This window comes from Paenibacillus sp. cl141a (assembly GCF_900109305.1).
Classification (GTDB): domain Bacteria; phylum Bacillota; class Bacilli; order Paenibacillales; family Paenibacillaceae; genus Paenibacillus_AQ; species Paenibacillus_AQ lautus_A.
In genome coordinates this window covers 20,142-38,698 of record NZ_FNZO01000012.1, presented here as the reverse complement: position 1 = coordinate 38,698, position 18,557 = coordinate 20,142, and the positions used below count along the sequence as shown (strand labels likewise).

Below are 18,557 nucleotides of genomic sequence, written 5' to 3'. Positions count from 1 at the left end.
AAGCTAACCCTTTTCCTGCTTAAGGGCAGGAGGACACCGCTCCCGGTGCTGCCCTATTGAATGGCGGCGTGCAGGGCTTGGGCGAACTTGGAGATTCCGTAAGGGATATCCTCGGCCCTGGCACGGGCGTAAGTGAATCGCACATATCCGGAAGCCGAACCGTACACGCTTCCCGGCGCGAAAATAACGCCTTTTTGAATGGCGGCCTCCAACAGCTTGCTGTCATTCACTTCCGGCACGATCTTGCACCAGAGATGCAGGCCGCCCTTCGGCACATGGAAATGAACCAGGCCTTGCAGCTCTTTCTGCAGGGCCTCGATCAGTAAATCCCGCTTGTACAGCAAGCTCGCTCGCAGCCTGTCCAGGTGGGGAGCAAAATAGGAAGAGTCGATAAACTGGACGGCAAGGCTTTGGGGCACCACGCTCAGCCCGAAATCCATCTGCTGCCTAGCGTCGGCGAGCCGCTCCACAATGGAATTCGGGGCGACCATCCAGCCTACGCGAAGGCCGGACGCGGCTATTTTCGAGAGTGAGCCGATGTACAGCACCGACCCGATGGAATCCACGGATTTCAAAGGAGCCGGCGGCGGGCACTGGTAGGCGGTCAAACTGAAGGGATCGTCCTCCACGATGGGAAGTCCAAGTTCACTGGCTGCATCCAGCAGCTGCGACCTTCGCTCCAGTGCCATGACGGTGCCGGTCGGATTCTGAAAATTCGGATTAATGAAGATCATCTTGATCCGATGTTTCTTGTACAGCGAGCGGATGTCCTCCGGCCGCACCCCTCGTTCATCGACAGGGAGTCTGAACAGGCGAAGGCCGGCCGATTGAAACATCGGCAGCGAATAGCAGTACGACGGATCTTCAATGGCCACCGCATCGCCAGGCGACAACAAGCACTGCGTAATGAGATACAGTGACTGCTGAGACCCCGACGTGATCAATATGGAGGATTCGGTGGTCTGGATCCCCCGATAGTTTTTCAGATACGTAACCAAAGCCTGCCGGAGCGGACCATATCCCTGCGGGTTGTCATATCCGAAATAGGACGTGTTCGATTTTTGACTCATCAACGTATTCATTTCTTGGATCGGCGCCAAATCGCCGGCAAGCTCTCCGCTGGCAAAATCGATCAATGAGGGATCCTGCGCCAGCGCTTCCCGAATCCGGCGAAGAAAAGGGAGGTTCGGCAGGAAATTCCCTCCCTCCGCATAGCGGCGCCAGTTCGGCGTATGCTTGGGCGTGGCTCCCCATTTGGAGTTGCTGACCCGCGTTCCGCTTCCGGAACGGCTCTCTATGATTCCAAGCGCCCGAAGCTCCGAGTAAGCCAGAACCACGGTGCTTCGATTAACCTCTAACTGCTCCGCAAGCTTTCGTTCGGATGGGAGTAAGCTGCCCGGTGGAAACTCACCATAAGATATTCTTTGCTCCAGATCATCGGCAATTTGCTGATATAGAGGTCGTGTGCTGTTACGATCCGGCTTCCACACCTTCCTCATCCTTTCGTGACATATTCAGGCGGTTCCTGTCTGTAACCTTAATCATATCATTTAGCATAAATAAAGGCTTTTCATAATTTCATCATTACGATGACAAATTTTAAGCCATGGACGGGATATCGGACTGCGAGTTGGACGGGGCAACATGACCGACTTCCCGAAATGCGGCTGTAAGTTTCTTGACAAAACATAAAAACGGGAATAAAGTATATTTTAATTAATCGTAATTATTACGATTTAAACAAAAGGCAGGAGGTGCTGAATATGCGAGTGACGATCACATTGGCATGCACGGAAACGGGGGACCGTAACTATACCACGACCAAAAATAAACGAAATCACCCGGAGCGGATGGAATTGCGCAAATATTGTCCGCGTTTGAAGCGGGTGACCCTGCACCGGGAAACCCGTTAGCGCATGCTTGAACGCAAGCCGGACCAGCCGTCCGGCTTATTTGACTTCATACGAAATGGGACTACACTGAAAGTAGCAGCAAGATACCATGTCAATGAGGGGGATGGACGGATGAACCAGGAACGACAGGATTCCGGCGGAGAGCTGCTCCTGAGCGCACATACCCCGGAACAGTGGAGGCGGAGAAGGCAGGAGCTAAACGAGTGGATCAACAGACCCAAGGAACGCATACAGCCCAAACGCACGCGGTTGTTCGGCAATGCCCCTGTCGACGAGCAGTTGTATCCGATATTGATTTTGCTGCAGCAGGCGGGCTTGGAGACCGAGTTTTCCTGCGCGGGCGTAAGCCCTCTCGATGAGCCCGTGGATCATTCCCTGTACGCCTACCTAACCTTTTTCGCAAAGGGTCCAGCGGAGCGGTTCGCTGACATACTTATCGAAAATATGAAGCATCGCGCTCTGATTACTTATGAGCCAGCCCGTCATCGCTATGACGTATCGTCGTTTTTTATCGGACATAACCGGTCCTTCTGCCTTCTTCTGCAGCACAGCGCGGATCAATTACTGAGGGATTCAGCCCGGTAGAATGCGGGGCTTTTATATAGGGTATCATCGTTTAGCCGGCTCAGAGCCTTGAGCAGATTGGTCTAGGACAACCCCATTGGTTAACGCTTCTGTATCAATTGCCACAGCGGCCATGCCGCGTGCGGTGATATATTGAAGCAGGACACACACCAGCTTGCCCTATATCGATAACGTCCAGCAAAGGGGAGAAAACCATATGCCGAGTAAAGAGAGTACGGCTATAAAAGAGCAGCTGACCGCCGAGGGATTTCATCATAAATGGGAACATGCCGGAACGATTCGGCAGTATATCGAAACATTGCCTCCATATCCTGCGCTGTCAGAGGAACAGGAAGAATTTGAGACCCGCCGTTTCCATAGCGGATCGGGCGTAAGCATGAATTATTATGTATCGCATGGTACGAAGGAACGGGGGACCGTCGTTTATTTGCACGGCGGAGCCTATATCGAAGAGATTCTGCCGCCCCATTTCGCGTTTGCCAGGCAGTGGACGGAACGAACCGGATTCACCGTCATCCTACCCAATTATCCCACCGTTCCGGCTGCCGATGCGAAAAAGCTGACGGGGCTGATGCGCGAGTTTTACGTGCACGTATGCGCCCAGGCCGGGCGCCCGGTATTTCTTATGGGCGATTCGGCCGGCGGCGCGCTGGCTCTCGACATGGCCCAGTCGGTCAAGGAGACGCCGCTGCAAGCGGAGGGGCTGATTCTGATCTCGCCATGGGTGGATGCAGCCACGGATAATCCGCAGATATCCGCGCTCGGCATCCCGCAGCGCGATGTCTTTCTCCAGCCGGCCGGGCTCGGAGCGGTAGGAAGGATGTATGCAGGAGGCCTTCCGATGGACCATCCAGCGGTCAGTCCTCTGTTTGGCGAGATGGGAAGCCTTCCCCGCACGGTCATTCTTGCAGGAACCGACGATTCCTTGCTGCCGGACGCTCGCCTGCTGCACGATAAGATGGCCCGGGAAGGCGTCGATACCGAATACTGGGAATACGAGAACATGATGCATGTGTGGCCCCTGTTTCCGATGCCTGAAGCCGATGAGGCACTGGAACGGCTGCATCAATGGACGGCGCGCGAAGGTTGAAAGCCGCAATGGAGGGTGACCCGCCATCCAATTGGATGGTCACAACTGTCGCGCAATTGGATGGTGTGCATCGGCCGATTGTTCATTATAATGAGGCAGAAACGACCATTTCATGATGATATAGGTTGATCCTGAAGCCTCAGGTTCTATAATAGATTGTATATAATGAATAATCGAATGGGGTTGTTTGTGGTTGGTTATGTATATTATCGTCATCGCGCTGGCATTAATTGGAGGAATATCAACGCTTCTAGTAGGATTATCTCAGGAGAATAAGAAGGCAAACCCGAACTATGAGCGGAAAACGAGAACCAATCTCACGAAGCTGCTCATCATTTATCTTGTTTCGTTAATAGCGTTTATTGTCATATGGATGATTTTCAGATAGGCAGAGTCCGCTCGCGGTCCATGACCGAAAGAGCGGGCTTTTTTCATTCAAATAAAGGAATTGAGGACAAGGCCGACGAAACATGATGCTTGCCGGGCTTTTTCCGGTACTATGATAATGAAGAAGAAAAGAACGTCTCTAATAAAAGGGGAGGTTTTAGGATCAGATGGCATTCAACATAGGAATGATCGGTACAGGCTGGTTCAGCAGAGTGCATGCAGATATTGTGTCCAATATGGACGGAGTGAACGTTGCCGCCTTTGTCGGGACGAGTCAGGAAAAAGCGGAACAAGCGGTGCGGGGCTTTGCCGGGGCCAAGGCGTACAGCAACGTTGAGCAGATGCTGGATGCAACCAAGCCGGATGCGGTTTATATCTGCGTTCCGCCGTTTGCGCATGGAGAGATCGAAGCCCAGGTCGTAGAGCGGGGCATTCCTTTTCTGGTCGAGAAGCCGCTGGGCACGAACCTGGATACGCCACGGCAGATTCTGCATGAGGTAAAGAAGGCCGGTTTAATTACGTCTGCAGGGTATCATTTCCGTTATACGGATACGGCCATCAAGGCTGCCGAGCTGCTGGAAGACCGGAAGATCGGGATGGCGCTTGGCTACTGGATGGGTGACATGCCGCAGGTGTACTGGTGGAGACAGCAGGAAGGCTCGGGAGGGCAATTCATTGAGCAAACCACCCATATGGTTGACCTGCTTCGCTGCCTGTTGGGTGAAGCGGATGAAGTGTATGCGGCGTTTGCCCATCGCGCGATGAAGGATGTTCATGAAGGGGTAACGGTACACGACGTAGGCACTGCGACGCTGAAATTAAAATCCGGCGCCGTGGCAACGATCTCCAATACCTGCATGCTGCCGGAGTCGGATCGGGCTGGCTTGGATATTTATACGGAGCAGGGGGTCATCGGCATTCAATCCGATAAACTCATCGTCAAGGAAAAAGGAAGAACGACGGAATACCGCAATGCGGCTAATCCGTATCTTCGGGAGAGTGAAGCGTTCATCCACGCGGTTCGCACCGGCGATGCCTCCGGAATCTTATCCTCCTACGAGGATGCGTTTAAAACCATGGAAATTACCTTTGCTGCTATGCAGTCGGCCGAAACGGGGGTCCCGGTGAAGATCGGGGAATGATCCTAAACATTCAGCGGTCGCAACAGAATCCCAAGGTGTCCCGCAAGATCATCAGGTCTTGCGGGACGCCTTTTTTTGTTTCGCAAGACGATCCGTGCTCGGATCGCCGCCTGACGTTAACCAAGGGAATTCTCGAAGGAATATAGGAGTTTCCCTAATAGGAACCGAGGGTGTGGCCGCTCATTATGAAGCTATACGAAGAACGGCACATTGATTCCCCAATCATTGTCATTCAAGCAGAAGGAGTTGAAGTGTCCTAGGAGACGAAAGTCGGGGCTGAAGTTCTTCAAGAGGATGGTAAGCTATTCTGGCAATTGGTTCGTTCTGGAGGAGAAAAGCAGGGAATGGGAGGACATGTACCGCAAGCGCTGTATTTCGGGAGCGGAAAAACAGGCGCTGGACGGCATATGCCATCATGTATCATTCGGTGATGCTGATTCTGCCGATACTCTTCGGGCATCCGTGGATGTGCCTGCCGTTCTTGTTTCCGTTTGTAAAGACCCTGCGGTATGCCGGAAAAATAATGAAACCGATGAAGGTCGGCATGATCGAGATTGCGGGTTCCATCCAGTTTTTATTGCTGTCATGGATCTTGATGTAATCTGCTTACGTTATCGTGATGCAGTCGTAATATGCATGGCTGCCTTCGGTCGGCTTCCATGCGAATCGACTCTCTCGTCCATTCTGTTATAATAAGGGAATGGATACAGAAGGGAAGAATGCGAATATGGCATATACAGCACAGCAGGTGGCCGAATGGATGGTGGAGGAAATCCGGTTTACGGGCAATTTGTATCAGACGGAAGCCATCCGTTATGTACGCGAGAACTTCGGGGAAGAATTTGTATTCGTGAACGAGAATGGAAATGCATCGCTGTCCAAGGACGTGAAGAAGGCTTTCCGCAAACTGCATGGCGGCCGGATTGCCTGGGATCGCGACGGATTCATGTGGGCCTGGACGTAATCCCGCTATAACCGAATAATCAAAAGACGGGAGAGGCCGGATCGACTGGTTGCCTCCTTGTATTAATGAGAACAGCTGCCTTGAAATCCGGGGCAGCTGTTCTTCTTATATGAATTACTTGATCCGATGGACCGTGAATTGTCCGGTTGAGGCGTGCAGCGTCTTCGCCGTTTGCTGGGGGTCCAGCTGGCGATGGCGTTCTACCGCATAGCGGAACTCGTAGAAGCCGCCGAGCGTAGCCTTGAAATTGGTTTCCCAATAGTTCGTCAATATCCAGGCATACGTGGAAGGGCGGCTGTCCGCCGGCTGCATGGCGTGAAGCTGGCGCGGCCCGTGCTCCAGCGTTCCGAGCTGTACGAGCGGCGTGTCTGTCATGGACAGGGTCAGCGCTTCCCGGTCTTTAGCCGAGTGCCAGAATATTCCCTCCTGCACGCTGGTGTAATCGAGGCAGCTTCCAGGAATTTGATCCTTCCAAGGCCGGATATGGCATCCGGCTTTTTCGGCGTATAACTCGGCTTCCGTCCCCAGCGAGAACGGCAGTGCCACATAGACATTTTCCGGCAGCCAAACGCTGTCCTTATGGAAGCGGACGGAGACCTCGACACGAGGATGGTTGGCAAACATTTTGATGTGGAGGGCATAGTAGCTGAGTCCCTTCACGTCGAACACCAGCTCGACCAGGGCAAACAGCGGTCCGTTGTCCAGCACGGTCGCCCGGGTTAAGCGCCCGGCATCCCGCTGGACGTTGGTGCCCTTCCGGTTGCGTCCCATGCGGCGGCGGGTCGAGCATATTTCGGATGGATTAAACTCATCCTGTGCCGGCGTTACCTCGTAGACAGGAGAGAATGCCCCGTGCTCGCGTTCGCCGTCCAGCAGGTCCGCCGAGCGTGTCTTATCGATCCACGACGTAATGCCGTTGTTTATTTCCCATTCGATCCGGAAGAAGTCGGATTCGAGCGAACTCTTGCCCACCACGATCGGATAAGGAGTCAAGGGCTGGGTCCAAATGTCGGCGATGCCTTCGCACGCAATCGGTTCGGTATTCCGCGCGGTCGCCATATTCCCGGAAGCAGCGAGAACATCTGACGATTCGGGCGTATGAATAAACAATATCCGGGACTCTCCCGCTTCAAGCCTGAGCTCCGTAACGAGTGCCCCCGTATGTGTCAATTGGTACGGAAGCGGCTGCCCGGTCGTTTCGTCGATGAGCTCGAACCTTTTCTTCAGGATCACGTGTTCCCAGCCATCCAGCGGTATGGCAACCTGCAGCGTAGCTGCGGCAGTTTCCGTGTTGATTACCTCGTAGCGTAAGGAACGATGGGGGGCAAGCAGTGCGCCCTGACGGGCAACGAGCGCTTGGTCCAGCGCCCGGTAAGCCAGCTTGCTGGCTTCCGCCGCATAGGCTTGCTTTCGCACCTCCAGCATCTGCACCTGCGGATGCCAAGGCTCATACACGGAGGAATGGTAGCCCCAGGTATGCTCGGCGTACATGGTCAGCGCCTGCGAGGCCTCCTCGATCTCGGCCAGGCTTGCCGCTGCATGGCCCGGATCGAGACGCTTGACTTTGCGAAGCGTGCGCTGGGCATCCCGGTAAATCTGGGTATGCATCGCCGTGGAGGCGATCCCATCGGTCCACCAGTCCGGCCAATCTCCGCGGTGCACCGGAAGCGCGGACAGATCCTCCTGCTTCAAGACGGCAAAAAATTCGGAGAGCGTGGCCATTTTAATGGTGATTTGGTCGCCGTATTGTTCATTCCATGCGCTTATCCACTCCGCAATGTCGGCATTCGGGGACGCATTGTCCGTGCCCAGGCCGGAGACCATGACGGGAACGAAGGAATACGGGTAAGACTCCTGCTCAAGATTCCATAAATACCGGTTAATCCGCAGGGCAGCAATGTCGTTGTGCCGCTCCTCGGGCTCCATCAGATTATGCTGAAGCTCATCCTTGATGATGTATTTGCCGAGTGCGTCAGGGCAGAATCCGAGCTCGTTGCCGAACATGTAATGCTCGCCGTTCCATACGAGCAGCCTGCCGCCGCTGTGGCTTTCCCACCAGAACGGGGTTTGTTTGCGGCCCAGCGGATACATGCCGTGGTGCGTATGGATGCAGGAAAACAGATGCTCGATGTTATTTTGCAGCAGGCTTACCGCATAACCCCAGCTGTACCCGTTAATGTCGGCGGTCATGGCGCTGTCGATCCGATGTCCGAAAGTGTTTGCATACCTTTGCGCCTTGCCGTGATTGCGCAGAAGGAGGTCGAAGTCCGGAAGCTCCGTCATGTTGAGATAGGTTCCGGACAGTTCGATATCACCGCGGATTACCGCTTGCTGAAAAGCCTCCTTTTCTTCCGTTGTGGCCGATTCGAGGAATTTCTCAACCGCCCAGAATGTTTCGCAAGTCCAGCGGAACGATTTCCATTCCGGACGTTCTCCGCGGTGTGCGGCATTCGTAATGTCCAGAGCCTGGCGGATAAAATCGACATGGTACTGCTCGATCCGCTCCTGGCGCTCGGTGTAACCGATATCCGTGTGAGAATGATGGATGGCATAGATCGTCCAGGGACGGGCGGGTCTATGGCTTCCTTGGCGTGATATGTTCTTGTTCATATGATAGGACCTCCTAATGATAATATGGAGCGGATAGATCGTTCGCCGTATCGTCAAACAGCTTCTCAATGCCGTAAAACACAGCGGACGTACCGTCCTCGAGACAGTCGATTGGAACGCTGTGCGTACCCAAGGCCAGCTGCATATCCCTTTCCCATAAGGGCAAGCTGCCCGAGATCTGTCCGCCCAGCACCAAGCGATCCGGCCGGAATCCGGATAGATAGGGCCGCAGCATGCCTCCCAGATTGCTGCCGAATTCCCGGAATAAATCGCGGGCCTGCCCATTACCTCGCGTTGCCGCTTCGGCCAGATCGGCTACGTCGATTCCGTCCGTCAGGAGTCCCCGCTCCGAGGCCATCCTCAGAATGCCTCTTCTCCCGAAATAGCTGTCCACGATGTGGTCCTGGTAAGGCTCCGCATACAGCATGCCGCTGCCAGGGATACCGTCCTTGCCGGCTACGATCCGGCCATTCTCCACGAAGGCCGAACCGAGGCCCGTACCGAGCGTCAGGCATACGAGACGTTCCCCCCTGAACCGGATGGAGGCGCCCAGCCCGAACATGAAGGCGTCGTTCCCGAATCGGATATCGGCAGCGGTCAAACGATTCATCATGGCACCCGGAAAGGATGGTTTGAGGCTCTGGAACTTCGAACGGAGCAGATCCCGAACCGACAGTTTGTACAGCCCATCATATTTGCCGATGCCTTGAAGAAGGGCAACGCCTTTTGCGTAATCGAAGGGCCCCGGAAAGGCAAAGCCGATCCGGATCGAATCTCGATAGTCCACCGGCCGGAAGGCCGAGGCGTAAAAGCTTAACAAATCATGGCAGGCGCCGGCGAAGCTGGCGATCGCTTCCTCCGCCGTTCCTTGCGATGCCGAAGGCCGGATGAGGAACGAGCCGGGGACAAGCTGCCCGTTCACGAGCAGCGCCCCCTTCAAAGCGGTTCCACCGGCATCAAGCGTTATGGTGATGGGGGCAGGGGGAGACGGGTTTCCCGGATCGTCCCAATCAGGGCGGTTCATGAAAACTCTCCGCTTGCCGCTCTCCGGGAAGGCGGAAGCAGCGGGAGATTCCATTCCGGATTGACCCTGGCCGCAATCAAGGTGCATGGGGATCCGGACAGGTTCTCCAATCGGTATTCGCCTATACATGCCGGAACGATGAAGGATTCCGCATAGCCCCATTCAACGGCCCCACCCTCATCCGCAGCCGGTACAAGGCGGACGCGGTCGCCTTCAACGAGATTGTACATAACGAACTCTCCTTGGGTATCCGCTCTCCACGTATCCTGCAAATTCAGCCTGCTGACCTGGAACAGAAGATCTTCCCGTTGTCCCAGCAGTTCCTCCGTGCTGCCGCCTTGACGGCTTACGACGGATGGCCTAGCGATAAGCCCGTCCTCTACTGCCGGCGTATTCATGGCGTCATTGATATTGTGGCGCGCATGCTCAGGGTTCATCGGGCGTGGCTTGCCATCGGCGTCCAGCCGCAGATAATCATAAATCTTGAATGTAAACCACCAAGTGGTCGAGGAGATTTCCAGCACGAGATTATCCCTTCCGGAGCAGTGGACCGTACCCGGTGGAATAAGGTAGAGATCCCCTGTTTGCGAGTGGTACTCGTTAACGTAGTCGGAAAGCTCCAGCGGATCTTCCTGAAGATGGGCATTCTCGACGGCTTCAAGGAGCCGTCCGCCGGTGATCCCTTCCTTCAGTCCCAAATACACTTTGGCTCCCGGGACATTACGCATGATGTAGTACGACTCTTGCTGTGTCATATGTTCATTGAACTGCGCCTCTACATATTCCTGCAGCGGATGCACCTGAAGCGACAGCTCGCCGCCCTGCATCGTATCCAGATAGTCAAACCGGATCGGAAAATAATCGCCGAACAGCTCGAAATTACGCGTTCCCATAATTTCCTGTGGGGCTGCCTCCATCAACAAAGTGAATGGAACCTCGAAGGTGACATTCTGCACGCGCAGCAGCAGCGTGTTCTCGGGAGCGATGGGTTCAAAGCTCCAGGCGCAGTTCGGCCATTCTTCGGGCAGGCCGCACAATTCCTTAAGGTATTGCCCTCCCCATATCCCCGGGGCAAAAAACGGCTTGACCCGAAACGGCTGCCGGGCCGCTTGATGCAGCACGCTTGCCAATTTCGCTGCAGGCAGCCAGACGGGAGCTTCCGAACGATTCAAGTCCATATAGTACGCTTGGTTGACCGAATGCTGGACATGATGGTCCAGCCAGTCCCGGCGGTAAGTCTCCCAGACGGGCCATTCGAGAAACAGGCAGTTCTTGTAGGTCTCAACCTTATCGCTCGAGATGCCGAGGCCGAAGCTGCCCATACGCTCGGCATGGCGCCGCTGCTGGTTTCCGCGGGAGTAATCGGCGTAGAAGCGAAGATCGGGGGTTCTGCCTTCCAGCAGCGAGGCACCCGGGCCGTGCAGCACGTGAATGCCGCACATCGCGTCAAATTGCAGCGCGCTTTTTTGCAAGGCAGCCTTTGCGTCCGGCTGAAAATATTGAGTGGGACGGACATCCGAGGCTTTATAGCCGAATGCCCGGTTATCGGTCAGATAAGGAGCCATCTCGGCCCGGAGCTCGGCTTCGGGTTTTACGTAATGGGACGTCGAATCGCTTAAGAAGGCGATGCTCTCTTGTTCGCAGGTTTGCTCAAGCTGGATCAGCAGTTTATCGAAATCGGCACCGTGCGTTCCGTCAAGCGTAATGTAGACGCCGCGCTTTTCGGGGGGATGAAGCTGCGATTTTTGTTTGTGGGTCGACATGATGAACGAGCACCAGGAGTCGATCCCCTGATTCATGAACAAGGGCTCGTGGCGAAAATCCACAGGATTGATCGGATATGATTGAAAGGCAGTTGCAGGTTTCATGGATTGGATATATCCTCCCTTCCGGAATGTCTGTTACGACTTCATTGTAGAAGGCAAGGGAGGATACGTCTTTATAAAAAGAGGAAGTGTTTTTGTACGATCAGGACATCGGCAGCCCTTAACGCTAAACCTCGGAGTCGTAGCGTCCTTCCGAAAACTGCGAGCGCCGGAAGCGGGCCGGGGTTACGCCAAGTTTGGACGTAAATACCCTGGTGAAGTAATGCACGGACTCGAATCCGCAGCAGACGGCAATCTCCTTGATCTGCCGATCCGTATGGAGGAGCATATGCTTTGCCTGCTGCACGCGCTGCTCCTGTACATAATGGACAAAGGATTGATGGCCGTATTTGCGAAACAGCCGGGTTAAATGACGGGTCGTGATGTGGAGATGGCCCGCCACGCGCTCCAGCGAGAGCGGTTCGTTGAGGTTGTCCTTGATAAACAGTTCGGCCTGATGAAACATGGAGGTTCCTTCATCGTTTGCTTCGGCACCGGAAGGCTCATGGTGGAAGCCCGGGCCATGGACGGTCAGAAAGGATACTATCAGTGATGCGGCCAAACTGTTCAGCATTTGCGGCGGGTGCTGTTTGCCGGAACCCGTATGAAACAGCGATAACAGCGAAAGCCACAATAATCCGGACGCCTGCCGGGCACCTTCTGTAACCACCGGATTGCCTTGTTTGGCCAGCAACCGGAACGCGGCCGCATAAAACTCGCCGGTTGCCGTTTCTTCCGGTTCAAAGGCGACATAGCATAAGGCCAAGCCATCCTTGCTTCTTATTTGATGCTGGACGCCCGGACGTGAGAGAAATAGCGTGCCCGGATAGAGATGAAACTCTCTTTCGCCTTCGATATAGGTTCCGTTGCCTGTTAACACGTAACAAGCTTCAAAAAAAGAATGCTTGTGCTCCGTATTGTCGTAGTGGCGCGGCATGAACCCCCAGTAATGGATCCGGATGCTCAGCTCCTGTTGTTCAATACGGCTCAAGGTACGATTTAATATGGAATTGGCCCGCTTGAATAACGGGATGAAAGCATCGTCATCGATTTGCATGGGAGATGGTTCTCCTTCGTTCATAAGGCAATGTCATCTGCCTTTAATATAGGTTGGATGTATCTTGGATTGTCTCTCTATTATATATCACAAGATAAGATATAAAGAAAAAATGGGTATAGTGATGTAATGCATAGACAGCTACATAAGTTCTTCACAAGTCGCTGTTATGCTATGAATATTCAATATAAGAGAGGAGTTCGTCATATGTCAGCAAAAAAACGATTAAAGCCGCTTATTCTGGTTGCCTTTGCATCCCTCATCCTCGTGCTGGGCGCCTGCGGAAATACCGATGGCGCGAATCCGGATCAAGCGGAGAGCGTGGATACCACCGGCGGCATGGAAGGCATGGATCACGGCAGCATGAACCATTCCGGATCGGGCGAGGTTCCGGAAGGGTTGAAGACTGCGGACAATCCGGCCTATGCGGCCGGGACCCAAGCGATCATCGAATCCGACCACATGCCCGGGATGAAGGGGGCCCAAGCAACGATAGTCGGAGCTTACGATACGACAGTGTACACGATATCGTATACGCCGACGAACGGCGGGCCCGAAGTGAAGGATCATAAATGGGTCATTCATGAAGAGCTGAAGGATGCGGGCAAGGAGCCCCTGGAGCCGGGAGCGAAAGCCGTCGTGAATGCGGATCATATGGAGGGGATGAACGGTGCGACGGCCGTTATCGATTCCGCCGAGCAAACGACGGTCTATATGGTGGACTTCACGTCAACATCCGGAGAGGAAGTCAAGAACCACAAATGGGTCACGGAGAGTGAGTTATCTCCGGTCCAATAACGTTCATCGAATAAAACAATCGCTCCCTTGAGATCAAGAGAGCGATTGTTTTTTTATGCTCAAGGAGGGTGATTCAGCTTCCTTTGATCTGCTGCAAGGCGGCCGTCACTTCCGGATACCGGAACTTGAAGCCGTGGCGCTGGGCTTTGGCCGGAAGGATCCGCTGGCCCTTTAACAGAATAAGCGACATTTCGCCCAGGATGGCTTGGAGCATGAATGCAGGCATGGGCAGCCAATGCGGACGGCGATAGACCTTGGAGACGCTACGGCCAAATTCTTCGTTCGTGACCGCGTGCGGGGAAGCGGCGTTCACGGCTCCGGAAATGTCTTCGTGCCGGATGCAATAATCGATTAATTCCACGATGTCGTCGATATGGATCCAGGAGAGCCATTGCTTGCCGCTGCCGATGTTGCCGCCGACTCCTAATTTATACGGCAGCAGCATTTTGGGGAGGGCACCGCCTTGATCGCCCAGCACGACGCTGATGCGCAGCTTGATTAACCGGTCGACCGGGATGCAATCGGCTGCCTGCTCCCATTGCTGCACAACCTCGGACGGGAAATCCATGATCGTGGCCGGACTGTCCTCATCAAACGCTTCAAACTCGGATGTACCATATATGGCCATTGCCGATGCTTGAAGAATGACCGGAGGTTTGTGCTCCAGGCGCCGCATCAGGTCCGCTACGGCAGTTACGGTTCGTTGCCGGGACTGAAGAATTCTCGTCTTGCCTGCTTGCGTCCAGCGCTGGCTCAGGGAGGAGCCGGCAAGGTTAACGAGTGCGTCCAAGCCCTCGAACCGCTCCGGATGGGATTTCATCTCATCCCAGGTTAAGTAGGATAATGACCCGTTCTGCTGCACAGCGGGGATCTCCGGCTTTGACCTGGTGACGATGATCATGTCATGTCCGTCGCGCAGCCAGCGCTTGCACAATGCTTGGCCAATGAAGCCGGTACCCCCGCAGATGGCTATTCTCATGAGTGAACCTCCTTGTTAAGTTATCATCAACCCTGATAAAACATGGCCGGGAATCATTACCCGTCATACGCTGAAATGAGCCGAGAAGGGAATAACGATACGTTTCTTGTCAGAATCGTAAATCCAATATTATACAACCCATTATACAGGAAATGCGGCATGGCACCGCTATATGATATTTCAGTCAACGCTTCAGCTTCTGCCTGGCTAGGAGCGGAAAGAAACCGAAAAAAACAGTTTGCCGCACCCCATGCCTTGGAGCCAGGGGTGAACAAACTGTTTTTTGCGCAGTGCAAACCGGTATCGATTTATCACGCAAACGCCTGCCTTACGATCGCCGCAGCCTGGTCCAGTTCTACTTTGGTGATGATGAGCGGAGGGGCGAAGCGGATAATGGCTTCATGGGTTTCTTTGCATAGCAGGCCGAGATCTTTCAGTTTCTCGCAATAGGATCTGGCCGGGACCTTGAGCTCCATGCCGATGAATAGACCTCTGCCGCGCACCTCCTGGATATCGGGATGCGGGATGGATCGAAGCAGCCGGAGAAAATATTCGCCGAGCTCCAGGGAGCGAACCTCCAGCCCTTCCTCAATGAACACGTCCATGGAGGCGATGGCCACCGCGCACCCGAGCGGATTTCCGCCGAAGGTGGAGCCGTGGGAACCCGGCTCGAATACATCCAGAATATCCGCGTCCGCCGCCACGGCGGAGACGGGAAAGACGCCGCCGCCCAGCGCTTTTCCAAGAATGTACATATCCGGCTCGACGTCCTCCCAGTCGCAGGCAAAGCGTTTGCCCGTCCTGCCGAAGCCGCTCTGGATTTCGTCCGCTAGCATGAGGACGCTGTGCTGCCTGCACAGCTCCCGTGCCCCGCTCAGGTATCCGTCAGGCGGAATGACGATGCCGGATTCGCCTTGGATCGGCTCCACGAGAAAAGCGGCCGTATTCGGTGATATCGCCTGCTCCAGCGCCTCAAGGTCGCCATAGGGAATGACTTTGAATCCCGGCGTAAACGGACCGAAGTCCTCGCGGTATTCGCGGGACGAGGAGAAGGAGGTAACCGTGATCGTTCGGCCGTGGAAATTGCCCTCGCAGACGATGATTTCGGCCTGATCTGCCGGGATGCCTTTCTTCCGGTAAGCATAGCGACGCGCTGCCTTAAGCGCGGTCTCAACCGCCTCGGCTCCCGTATTCATGGGAAGAATCATCCCTTTGCCGGTTAAAGCGGACAGCTTCTCGTAAAAATCGCCCAGGTGATCATGATGAAATGCGCGCGAGGTCAGGGTCACCCGATCCGCCTGTTCCTTTAAGGCCCGGATGATGCGGGGATGACAATGACCTGCGTTTAGCGCCGAGTAGGCGCTTAACATATCGATATACCGTTTGCCATCTGTATCCGTCACATGAATGCCTTCAGCTGAAGCGATGACGATGGGAAGAGGGTGGTAGTTTTTTGCGCCGTACCTTTCGGCTTTCTCGATATGAGGATTGGAAGGGGCCATGGCGTAACCTCCTTGGGAGTCTAAAGAAACCGCAACGCGGAAAATACAGCATGCCCGCGCAAGAGGCTTCTCATAATCAAGCATGATGCCATGACATCAAAATGTCATAAGATGCTTTCGCCCAGCATGGAGGCGATTAAACCGACAAGCAGCCGGGACGTCTTCTGTCCGCGGTCCAGCAGCGGGTTATTCTCCACGAATTCGGCTGACGTCAGAATACCGGATTCCGACAGCATCTCCATGGCCAGGTGCGCTTCCCGGTAGCTGAGCCCGCCTTGAACCGGCGTTCCTGTTCCCGGTGCGATCTTCGGGTCGACACTGTCGATATCAAAGGAGAGGTGAACGCCATCCGTTCCCGCTGACGATATGCGGATGGCTTCCTCCATGACCCGGAACATGCCCATGCGGTCGATATCCTGCATCGTGAAGCAGGCGATGCCTTCCCGGCGGATGAAGTCCCGCTCGCCCTGATCAAGTGAGCGCGCGCCGATGAGCACGACATGCTCCGGCTTAATGGTTGATTTAACGCCGCCGATCGAGGTTAGCCGCCGATCGCCCTTTCCCAAGCTGACAGCCAGGGACATGCCATGGATATTGCCGGTCGGGGTAGTATCCGGCGTATTGAGATCGGAATGGGCATCGATCCAGATGACGCCCAAGTTGCGGTAATGCCGGGTAAGTCCGGCAAGCGTGCCGATGGCTATGCTATGGTCGCCGCCGAGCACAAGAGGGAAGGTGCCCGCTTCCGCCAGGGCGGATACGCGCGCTGCCAACTGCTCGTTCATCGTCACGACTTCTGTCAAATGTTTTAATCGGGGATGGTGCGCTTCATCCTTGCGCTCGGGGAGCGCAGCAGGATCATCGATCTGGTAGGTTACACCGAGCGCGTTAAGCTTGCGTTTCAGGCCGGCTCCGAATATCGCGTCCGGTCCCTGTCCGGCGCCGCGGCGGGTAGCTCCCCGGTCGAATCGCACCGGGATGATCGATACGGTGGACGGAAGATTGTTCATCACTTTGCTCACCTCCACTTTGTAACAGTGTATTCCGGAGCCGGGCTGAGTGACTTGGGCAAAGCCCTATACAGGCCGATCCAATATGGAAAGTTTTGGGTTGGACGAGAAAAACACCCTTTATGCATGATTCATGGAATGACTGCAGAGAGTCCCATGAGACAGCATGAAGGGTGTTAATGACGTGCAATTCGAATTAGGTTTCATTGCATGCTTACGCGGCATGCCCGACGTTTATTTTACCGTTTTATTATAGGTCTCGATCTTGGAGCTGATATCCTGAGCAGCTTTGTCCAATGCTTCCTGAGGCGTTTTCTGACCGTTCAGCACTTCCTCGATGGCCGTTTCCGTCAGCTGGCGGGCCTCAGGGAACACGCCCATGACAGCCCCCTGCGTTGCCAGGTTGGCGGTCGTTTGATGCAGTTGATCCACCGCGGTCTGGAATTGAGGATATTTCTCCAGGTTTTCTTTTACCAGGGACTCTTCGTAAGCTTTGGTCGTGACCGGGAAGTAACCCGTGTTGACATGCCAGTAGGCTTGGGTTTGCGGCTCGGCCAAATACTTCATGAATTCCCAGGCGGCCTGCTGCTCTTCTTCCGATTTGTTGTTCATCAGCCACAGGCTTGCACCGCCGATGATAACGCCGCCTTCGCCGCCGTCAGCCGGTTTGGGCAGGAAAGCCGTGCCGACTTCGAATTTGCCTTCCGCTGCGCTGACGATTCCGCGGAGCGAAGCCGTGGAGTCCAGCGTCATGGCGACTTGGCCGGCTGCAAAGGCTTTTTTGGTGTCATCCGTTTTACGTCCCAGGTTCAGCAGAACTTTATCGTCCAGCATTTGCTTCCACCATTCCAGCGTTTTCACGGCAGCGGCGTTGTTGACTTGCGAAGCGGTCGCCGGAGAAGTGCGGCCGTTGCCGTTGTTCAGCAGCTCAACGCCTTGGTTCGCAAGGAATTGCTCCATGAACCAGCCGTAAATGGCGAAGGATGTGCCGGTTTGGCCGCCTTTCGTTAGCGCTTTAGCCGCTTCCGCTACCTCTTCGTAGGTTTTTGGAGGATTTTCCGGATCCAGACCCGCCGCTTTAAAGGCATCTTTGTTGTAGTAAAGGATCGGGTTGGAGGAGTTGAACGGCATCGAATACAATTTGTCGTCGAATGTGTAGTAATTTTTGATATTCGGTTCCAAGGAGGAAATGTCGTAGGCTTCAGCATCCATGAAGTCTTGAACCGGACGGATCGCCTTGGTGTCCATCATGAAACGGCTGCCGATTTCGTACACCTGAATCATGGTCGGTCCGCTATTCGATCCCAATGAAGCCTTCAGCTTGTTCAAGCTTTCATCGTACGTGCCTTGAAACACGCCCTCTACCTGAATATCCTGGTGTGCTGCGTTAAAATCGGAAATCAGCTTGTCCGCGACGGTCCCGAGCTCACCGCTCATGGAATGCCACCAAACGACCTTAACAGGTTCCTTGGCCGGTTCGCTGCCGGCGGCAACGGTCGTTTCTCCGGCGGTTGGCGTATTGCTGCAAGCGACGTTGATCAGCATGAAGCAGGAAAGCAGGAGCAGCGCGAAGGACCTTTTACCAAAACGTTTCATGATCGGTTAATCTCTCCCTTTTTGAAAATAAAGTA

16 protein-coding genes are annotated in these 18,557 nt (G+C 54.6%); 7 read left to right on the top strand and 9 right to left on the bottom strand.

Going from position 1 to position 18,557, the window contains the following annotated elements; translation table 11 throughout:
• Window positions 1-53: 53 nt before the first annotated feature.
• Window positions 54-1,490 carry a MocR-like pyridoxine biosynthesis transcription factor PdxR gene (locus BMX45_RS25270; RefSeq protein WP_090912893.1) on the bottom strand — a complete coding sequence of 479 codons (1,437 nt, stop codon included), beginning with the start codon at window positions 1,488-1,490 and terminating at the stop codon, window positions 54-56.
• A 273-nt stretch (window positions 1,491-1,763) separates the two neighbouring features.
• On the opposite strand from BMX45_RS25270, the gene rpmG reads away from it, so the two are divergent.
• From rpmG to BMX45_RS25230, 6 genes are all read left to right on the top strand, one after another.
• Window positions 1,764-1,913, top strand: a complete 150-nt coding sequence (gene rpmG / locus BMX45_RS25265) for a 50S ribosomal protein L33 (protein ID WP_009592608.1) — start codon at window positions 1,764-1,766, stop codon at window positions 1,911-1,913.
• A gap of 111 nt (window positions 1,914-2,024) precedes the next feature.
• Window positions 2,025-2,498, top strand: a complete 474-nt coding sequence (locus BMX45_RS25260; protein WP_090912891.1) for a hypothetical protein — start codon at window positions 2,025-2,027, stop codon at window positions 2,496-2,498.
• A gap of 196 nt (window positions 2,499-2,694) precedes the next feature.
• Window positions 2,695-3,588, top strand: coding sequence for an alpha/beta hydrolase fold domain-containing protein (locus BMX45_RS25255; protein WP_090912889.1), 894 nt, complete (start codon window positions 2,695-2,697; stop codon window positions 3,586-3,588).
• 554 nt (window positions 3,589-4,142) lie between these two features.
• Complete coding sequence (locus BMX45_RS25245; protein ID WP_090912887.1) at window positions 4,143-5,117, top strand: Gfo/Idh/MocA family protein; 975 nt, start codon at window positions 4,143-4,145, stop codon at window positions 5,115-5,117.
• Between the two features lie 415 nt (window positions 5,118-5,532).
• Window positions 5,533-5,718, top strand: a complete 186-nt coding sequence (locus BMX45_RS25235) for a hypothetical protein (RefSeq protein WP_254778270.1) — start codon at window positions 5,533-5,535, stop codon at window positions 5,716-5,718.
• A gap of 126 nt (window positions 5,719-5,844) precedes the next feature.
• A complete protein-coding gene (locus BMX45_RS25230) occupies window positions 5,845-6,081 on the top strand; it encodes a DUF6953 family protein (RefSeq protein WP_009592569.1) in 237 nt (78 codons plus the stop codon).
• A 114-nt stretch (window positions 6,082-6,195) separates the two neighbouring features.
• Here the strand turns inward: BMX45_RS25230 and BMX45_RS25225 are convergent, their stop codons facing one another.
• From BMX45_RS25225 to BMX45_RS25210, 4 genes are all read right to left on the bottom strand, one after another.
• Complete coding sequence (locus BMX45_RS25225) at window positions 6,196-8,691, bottom strand: glycoside hydrolase family 38 N-terminal domain-containing protein (RefSeq protein WP_090912885.1); 2,496 nt, start codon at window positions 8,689-8,691, stop codon at window positions 6,196-6,198.
• Between the two features lie 13 nt (window positions 8,692-8,704).
• Window positions 8,705-9,715 carry an ROK family protein gene (locus tag BMX45_RS25220; RefSeq protein WP_090912883.1) on the bottom strand — a complete coding sequence of 337 codons (1,011 nt, stop codon included), beginning with the start codon at window positions 9,713-9,715 and terminating at the stop codon, window positions 8,705-8,707.
• Window positions 9,712-11,583 (bottom strand): class I mannose-6-phosphate isomerase, encoded by a 1,872-nt coding sequence (locus BMX45_RS25215; RefSeq protein ID WP_090912881.1) that lies wholly within the window; start codon window positions 11,581-11,583, stop codon window positions 9,712-9,714. Before BMX45_RS25215 ends, BMX45_RS25220 begins: the two co-directional genes overlap by 4 nt.
• A 124-nt stretch (window positions 11,584-11,707) precedes the next feature.
• A complete protein-coding gene (locus tag BMX45_RS25210) occupies window positions 11,708-12,637 on the bottom strand; it encodes an AraC family transcriptional regulator (protein ID WP_036665836.1) in 930 nt (309 codons plus the stop codon).
• 207 nt (window positions 12,638-12,844) lie between these two features.
• Here BMX45_RS25210 and BMX45_RS25205 point away from each other — a divergent pair, with 207 nt between their 5' ends.
• Window positions 12,845-13,435, top strand: a complete 591-nt coding sequence (locus tag BMX45_RS25205) for a YdhK family protein (RefSeq protein WP_015734370.1) — start codon at window positions 12,845-12,847, stop codon at window positions 13,433-13,435.
• Between the two features lie 73 nt (window positions 13,436-13,508).
• On the opposite strand, the gene BMX45_RS25200 is transcribed toward BMX45_RS25205, so the two are convergent.
• The 4 genes from BMX45_RS25200 to BMX45_RS25185 form a co-directional block, all read right to left on the bottom strand.
• The gene (locus tag BMX45_RS25200) at window positions 13,509-14,414 is read right to left on the bottom strand and encodes a TIGR01777 family oxidoreductase (protein WP_090912879.1); all 906 of its coding nucleotides are present in this window, start codon (window positions 14,412-14,414) and stop codon (window positions 13,509-13,511) included.
• Between the two features lie 311 nt (window positions 14,415-14,725).
• On the bottom strand, window positions 14,726-15,916 hold the full coding sequence (locus BMX45_RS25195) for an ornithine--oxo-acid transaminase (RefSeq protein WP_090912877.1): 1,191 nt from the start codon (window positions 15,914-15,916) through the stop codon (window positions 14,726-14,728).
• A 104-nt stretch (window positions 15,917-16,020) separates the two neighbouring features.
• On the bottom strand, window positions 16,021-16,926 hold the full coding sequence (gene rocF / locus BMX45_RS25190) for an arginase (RefSeq protein ID WP_090912875.1): 906 nt from the start codon (window positions 16,924-16,926) through the stop codon (window positions 16,021-16,023).
• 234 nt (window positions 16,927-17,160) lie between these two features.
• Window positions 17,161-18,522 (bottom strand): ABC transporter substrate-binding protein, encoded by a 1,362-nt coding sequence (locus BMX45_RS25185; protein ID WP_090912872.1) that lies wholly within the window; start codon window positions 18,520-18,522, stop codon window positions 17,161-17,163.
• Window positions 18,523-18,557 lie beyond the last annotated feature (35 nt).

Bases quoted from the DNA above. Each gene is read 5' to 3' on its own strand.
- rpmG (WP_009592608.1), top strand. From the start codon at position 1,764: ATGCGAGTGACGATCACATTGGCATGCACGGAAACGGGGGACCGTAAC.
- BMX45_RS25260 (WP_090912891.1), top strand. From the start codon at position 2,025: ATGAACCAGGAACGACAGGATTCCGGCGGAGAGCTGCTCCTGAGCGCA.
- BMX45_RS25255 (WP_090912889.1), top strand. From the start codon at position 2,695: ATGCCGAGTAAAGAGAGTACGGCTATAAAAGAGCAGCTGACCGCCGAG.
- BMX45_RS25245 (WP_090912887.1), top strand. From the start codon at position 4,143: ATGGCATTCAACATAGGAATGATCGGTACAGGCTGGTTCAGCAGAGTG.
- BMX45_RS25235 (WP_254778270.1), top strand. From the start codon at position 5,533: ATGTATCATTCGGTGATGCTGATTCTGCCGATACTCTTCGGGCATCCG.
- BMX45_RS25230 (WP_009592569.1), top strand. From the start codon at position 5,845: ATGGCATATACAGCACAGCAGGTGGCCGAATGGATGGTGGAGGAAATC.
- BMX45_RS25225 (WP_090912885.1), bottom strand. From the start codon at position 8,691: ATGAACAAGAACATATCACGCCAAGGAAGCCATAGACCCGCCCGTCCC.
- BMX45_RS25220 (WP_090912883.1), bottom strand. From the start codon at position 9,715: ATGAACCGCCCTGATTGGGACGATCCGGGAAACCCGTCTCCCCCTGCC.
- BMX45_RS25215 (WP_090912881.1), bottom strand. From the start codon at position 11,583: ATGAAACCTGCAACTGCCTTTCAATCATATCCGATCAATCCTGTGGAT.
- BMX45_RS25210 (WP_036665836.1), bottom strand. From the start codon at position 12,637: ATGCAAATCGATGACGATGCTTTCATCCCGTTATTCAAGCGGGCCAAT.
- BMX45_RS25205 (WP_015734370.1), top strand. From the start codon at position 12,845: ATGTCAGCAAAAAAACGATTAAAGCCGCTTATTCTGGTTGCCTTTGCA.
- BMX45_RS25200 (WP_090912879.1), bottom strand. From the start codon at position 14,414: ATGAGAATAGCCATCTGCGGGGGTACCGGCTTCATTGGCCAAGCATTG.
- BMX45_RS25195 (WP_090912877.1), bottom strand. From the start codon at position 15,916: ATGGCCCCTTCCAATCCTCATATCGAGAAAGCCGAAAGGTACGGCGCA.
- rocF (WP_090912875.1), bottom strand. From the start codon at position 16,926: ATGAACAATCTTCCGTCCACCGTATCGATCATCCCGGTGCGATTCGAC.
- BMX45_RS25185 (WP_090912872.1), bottom strand. From the start codon at position 18,522: ATGAAACGTTTTGGTAAAAGGTCCTTCGCGCTGCTCCTGCTTTCCTGC.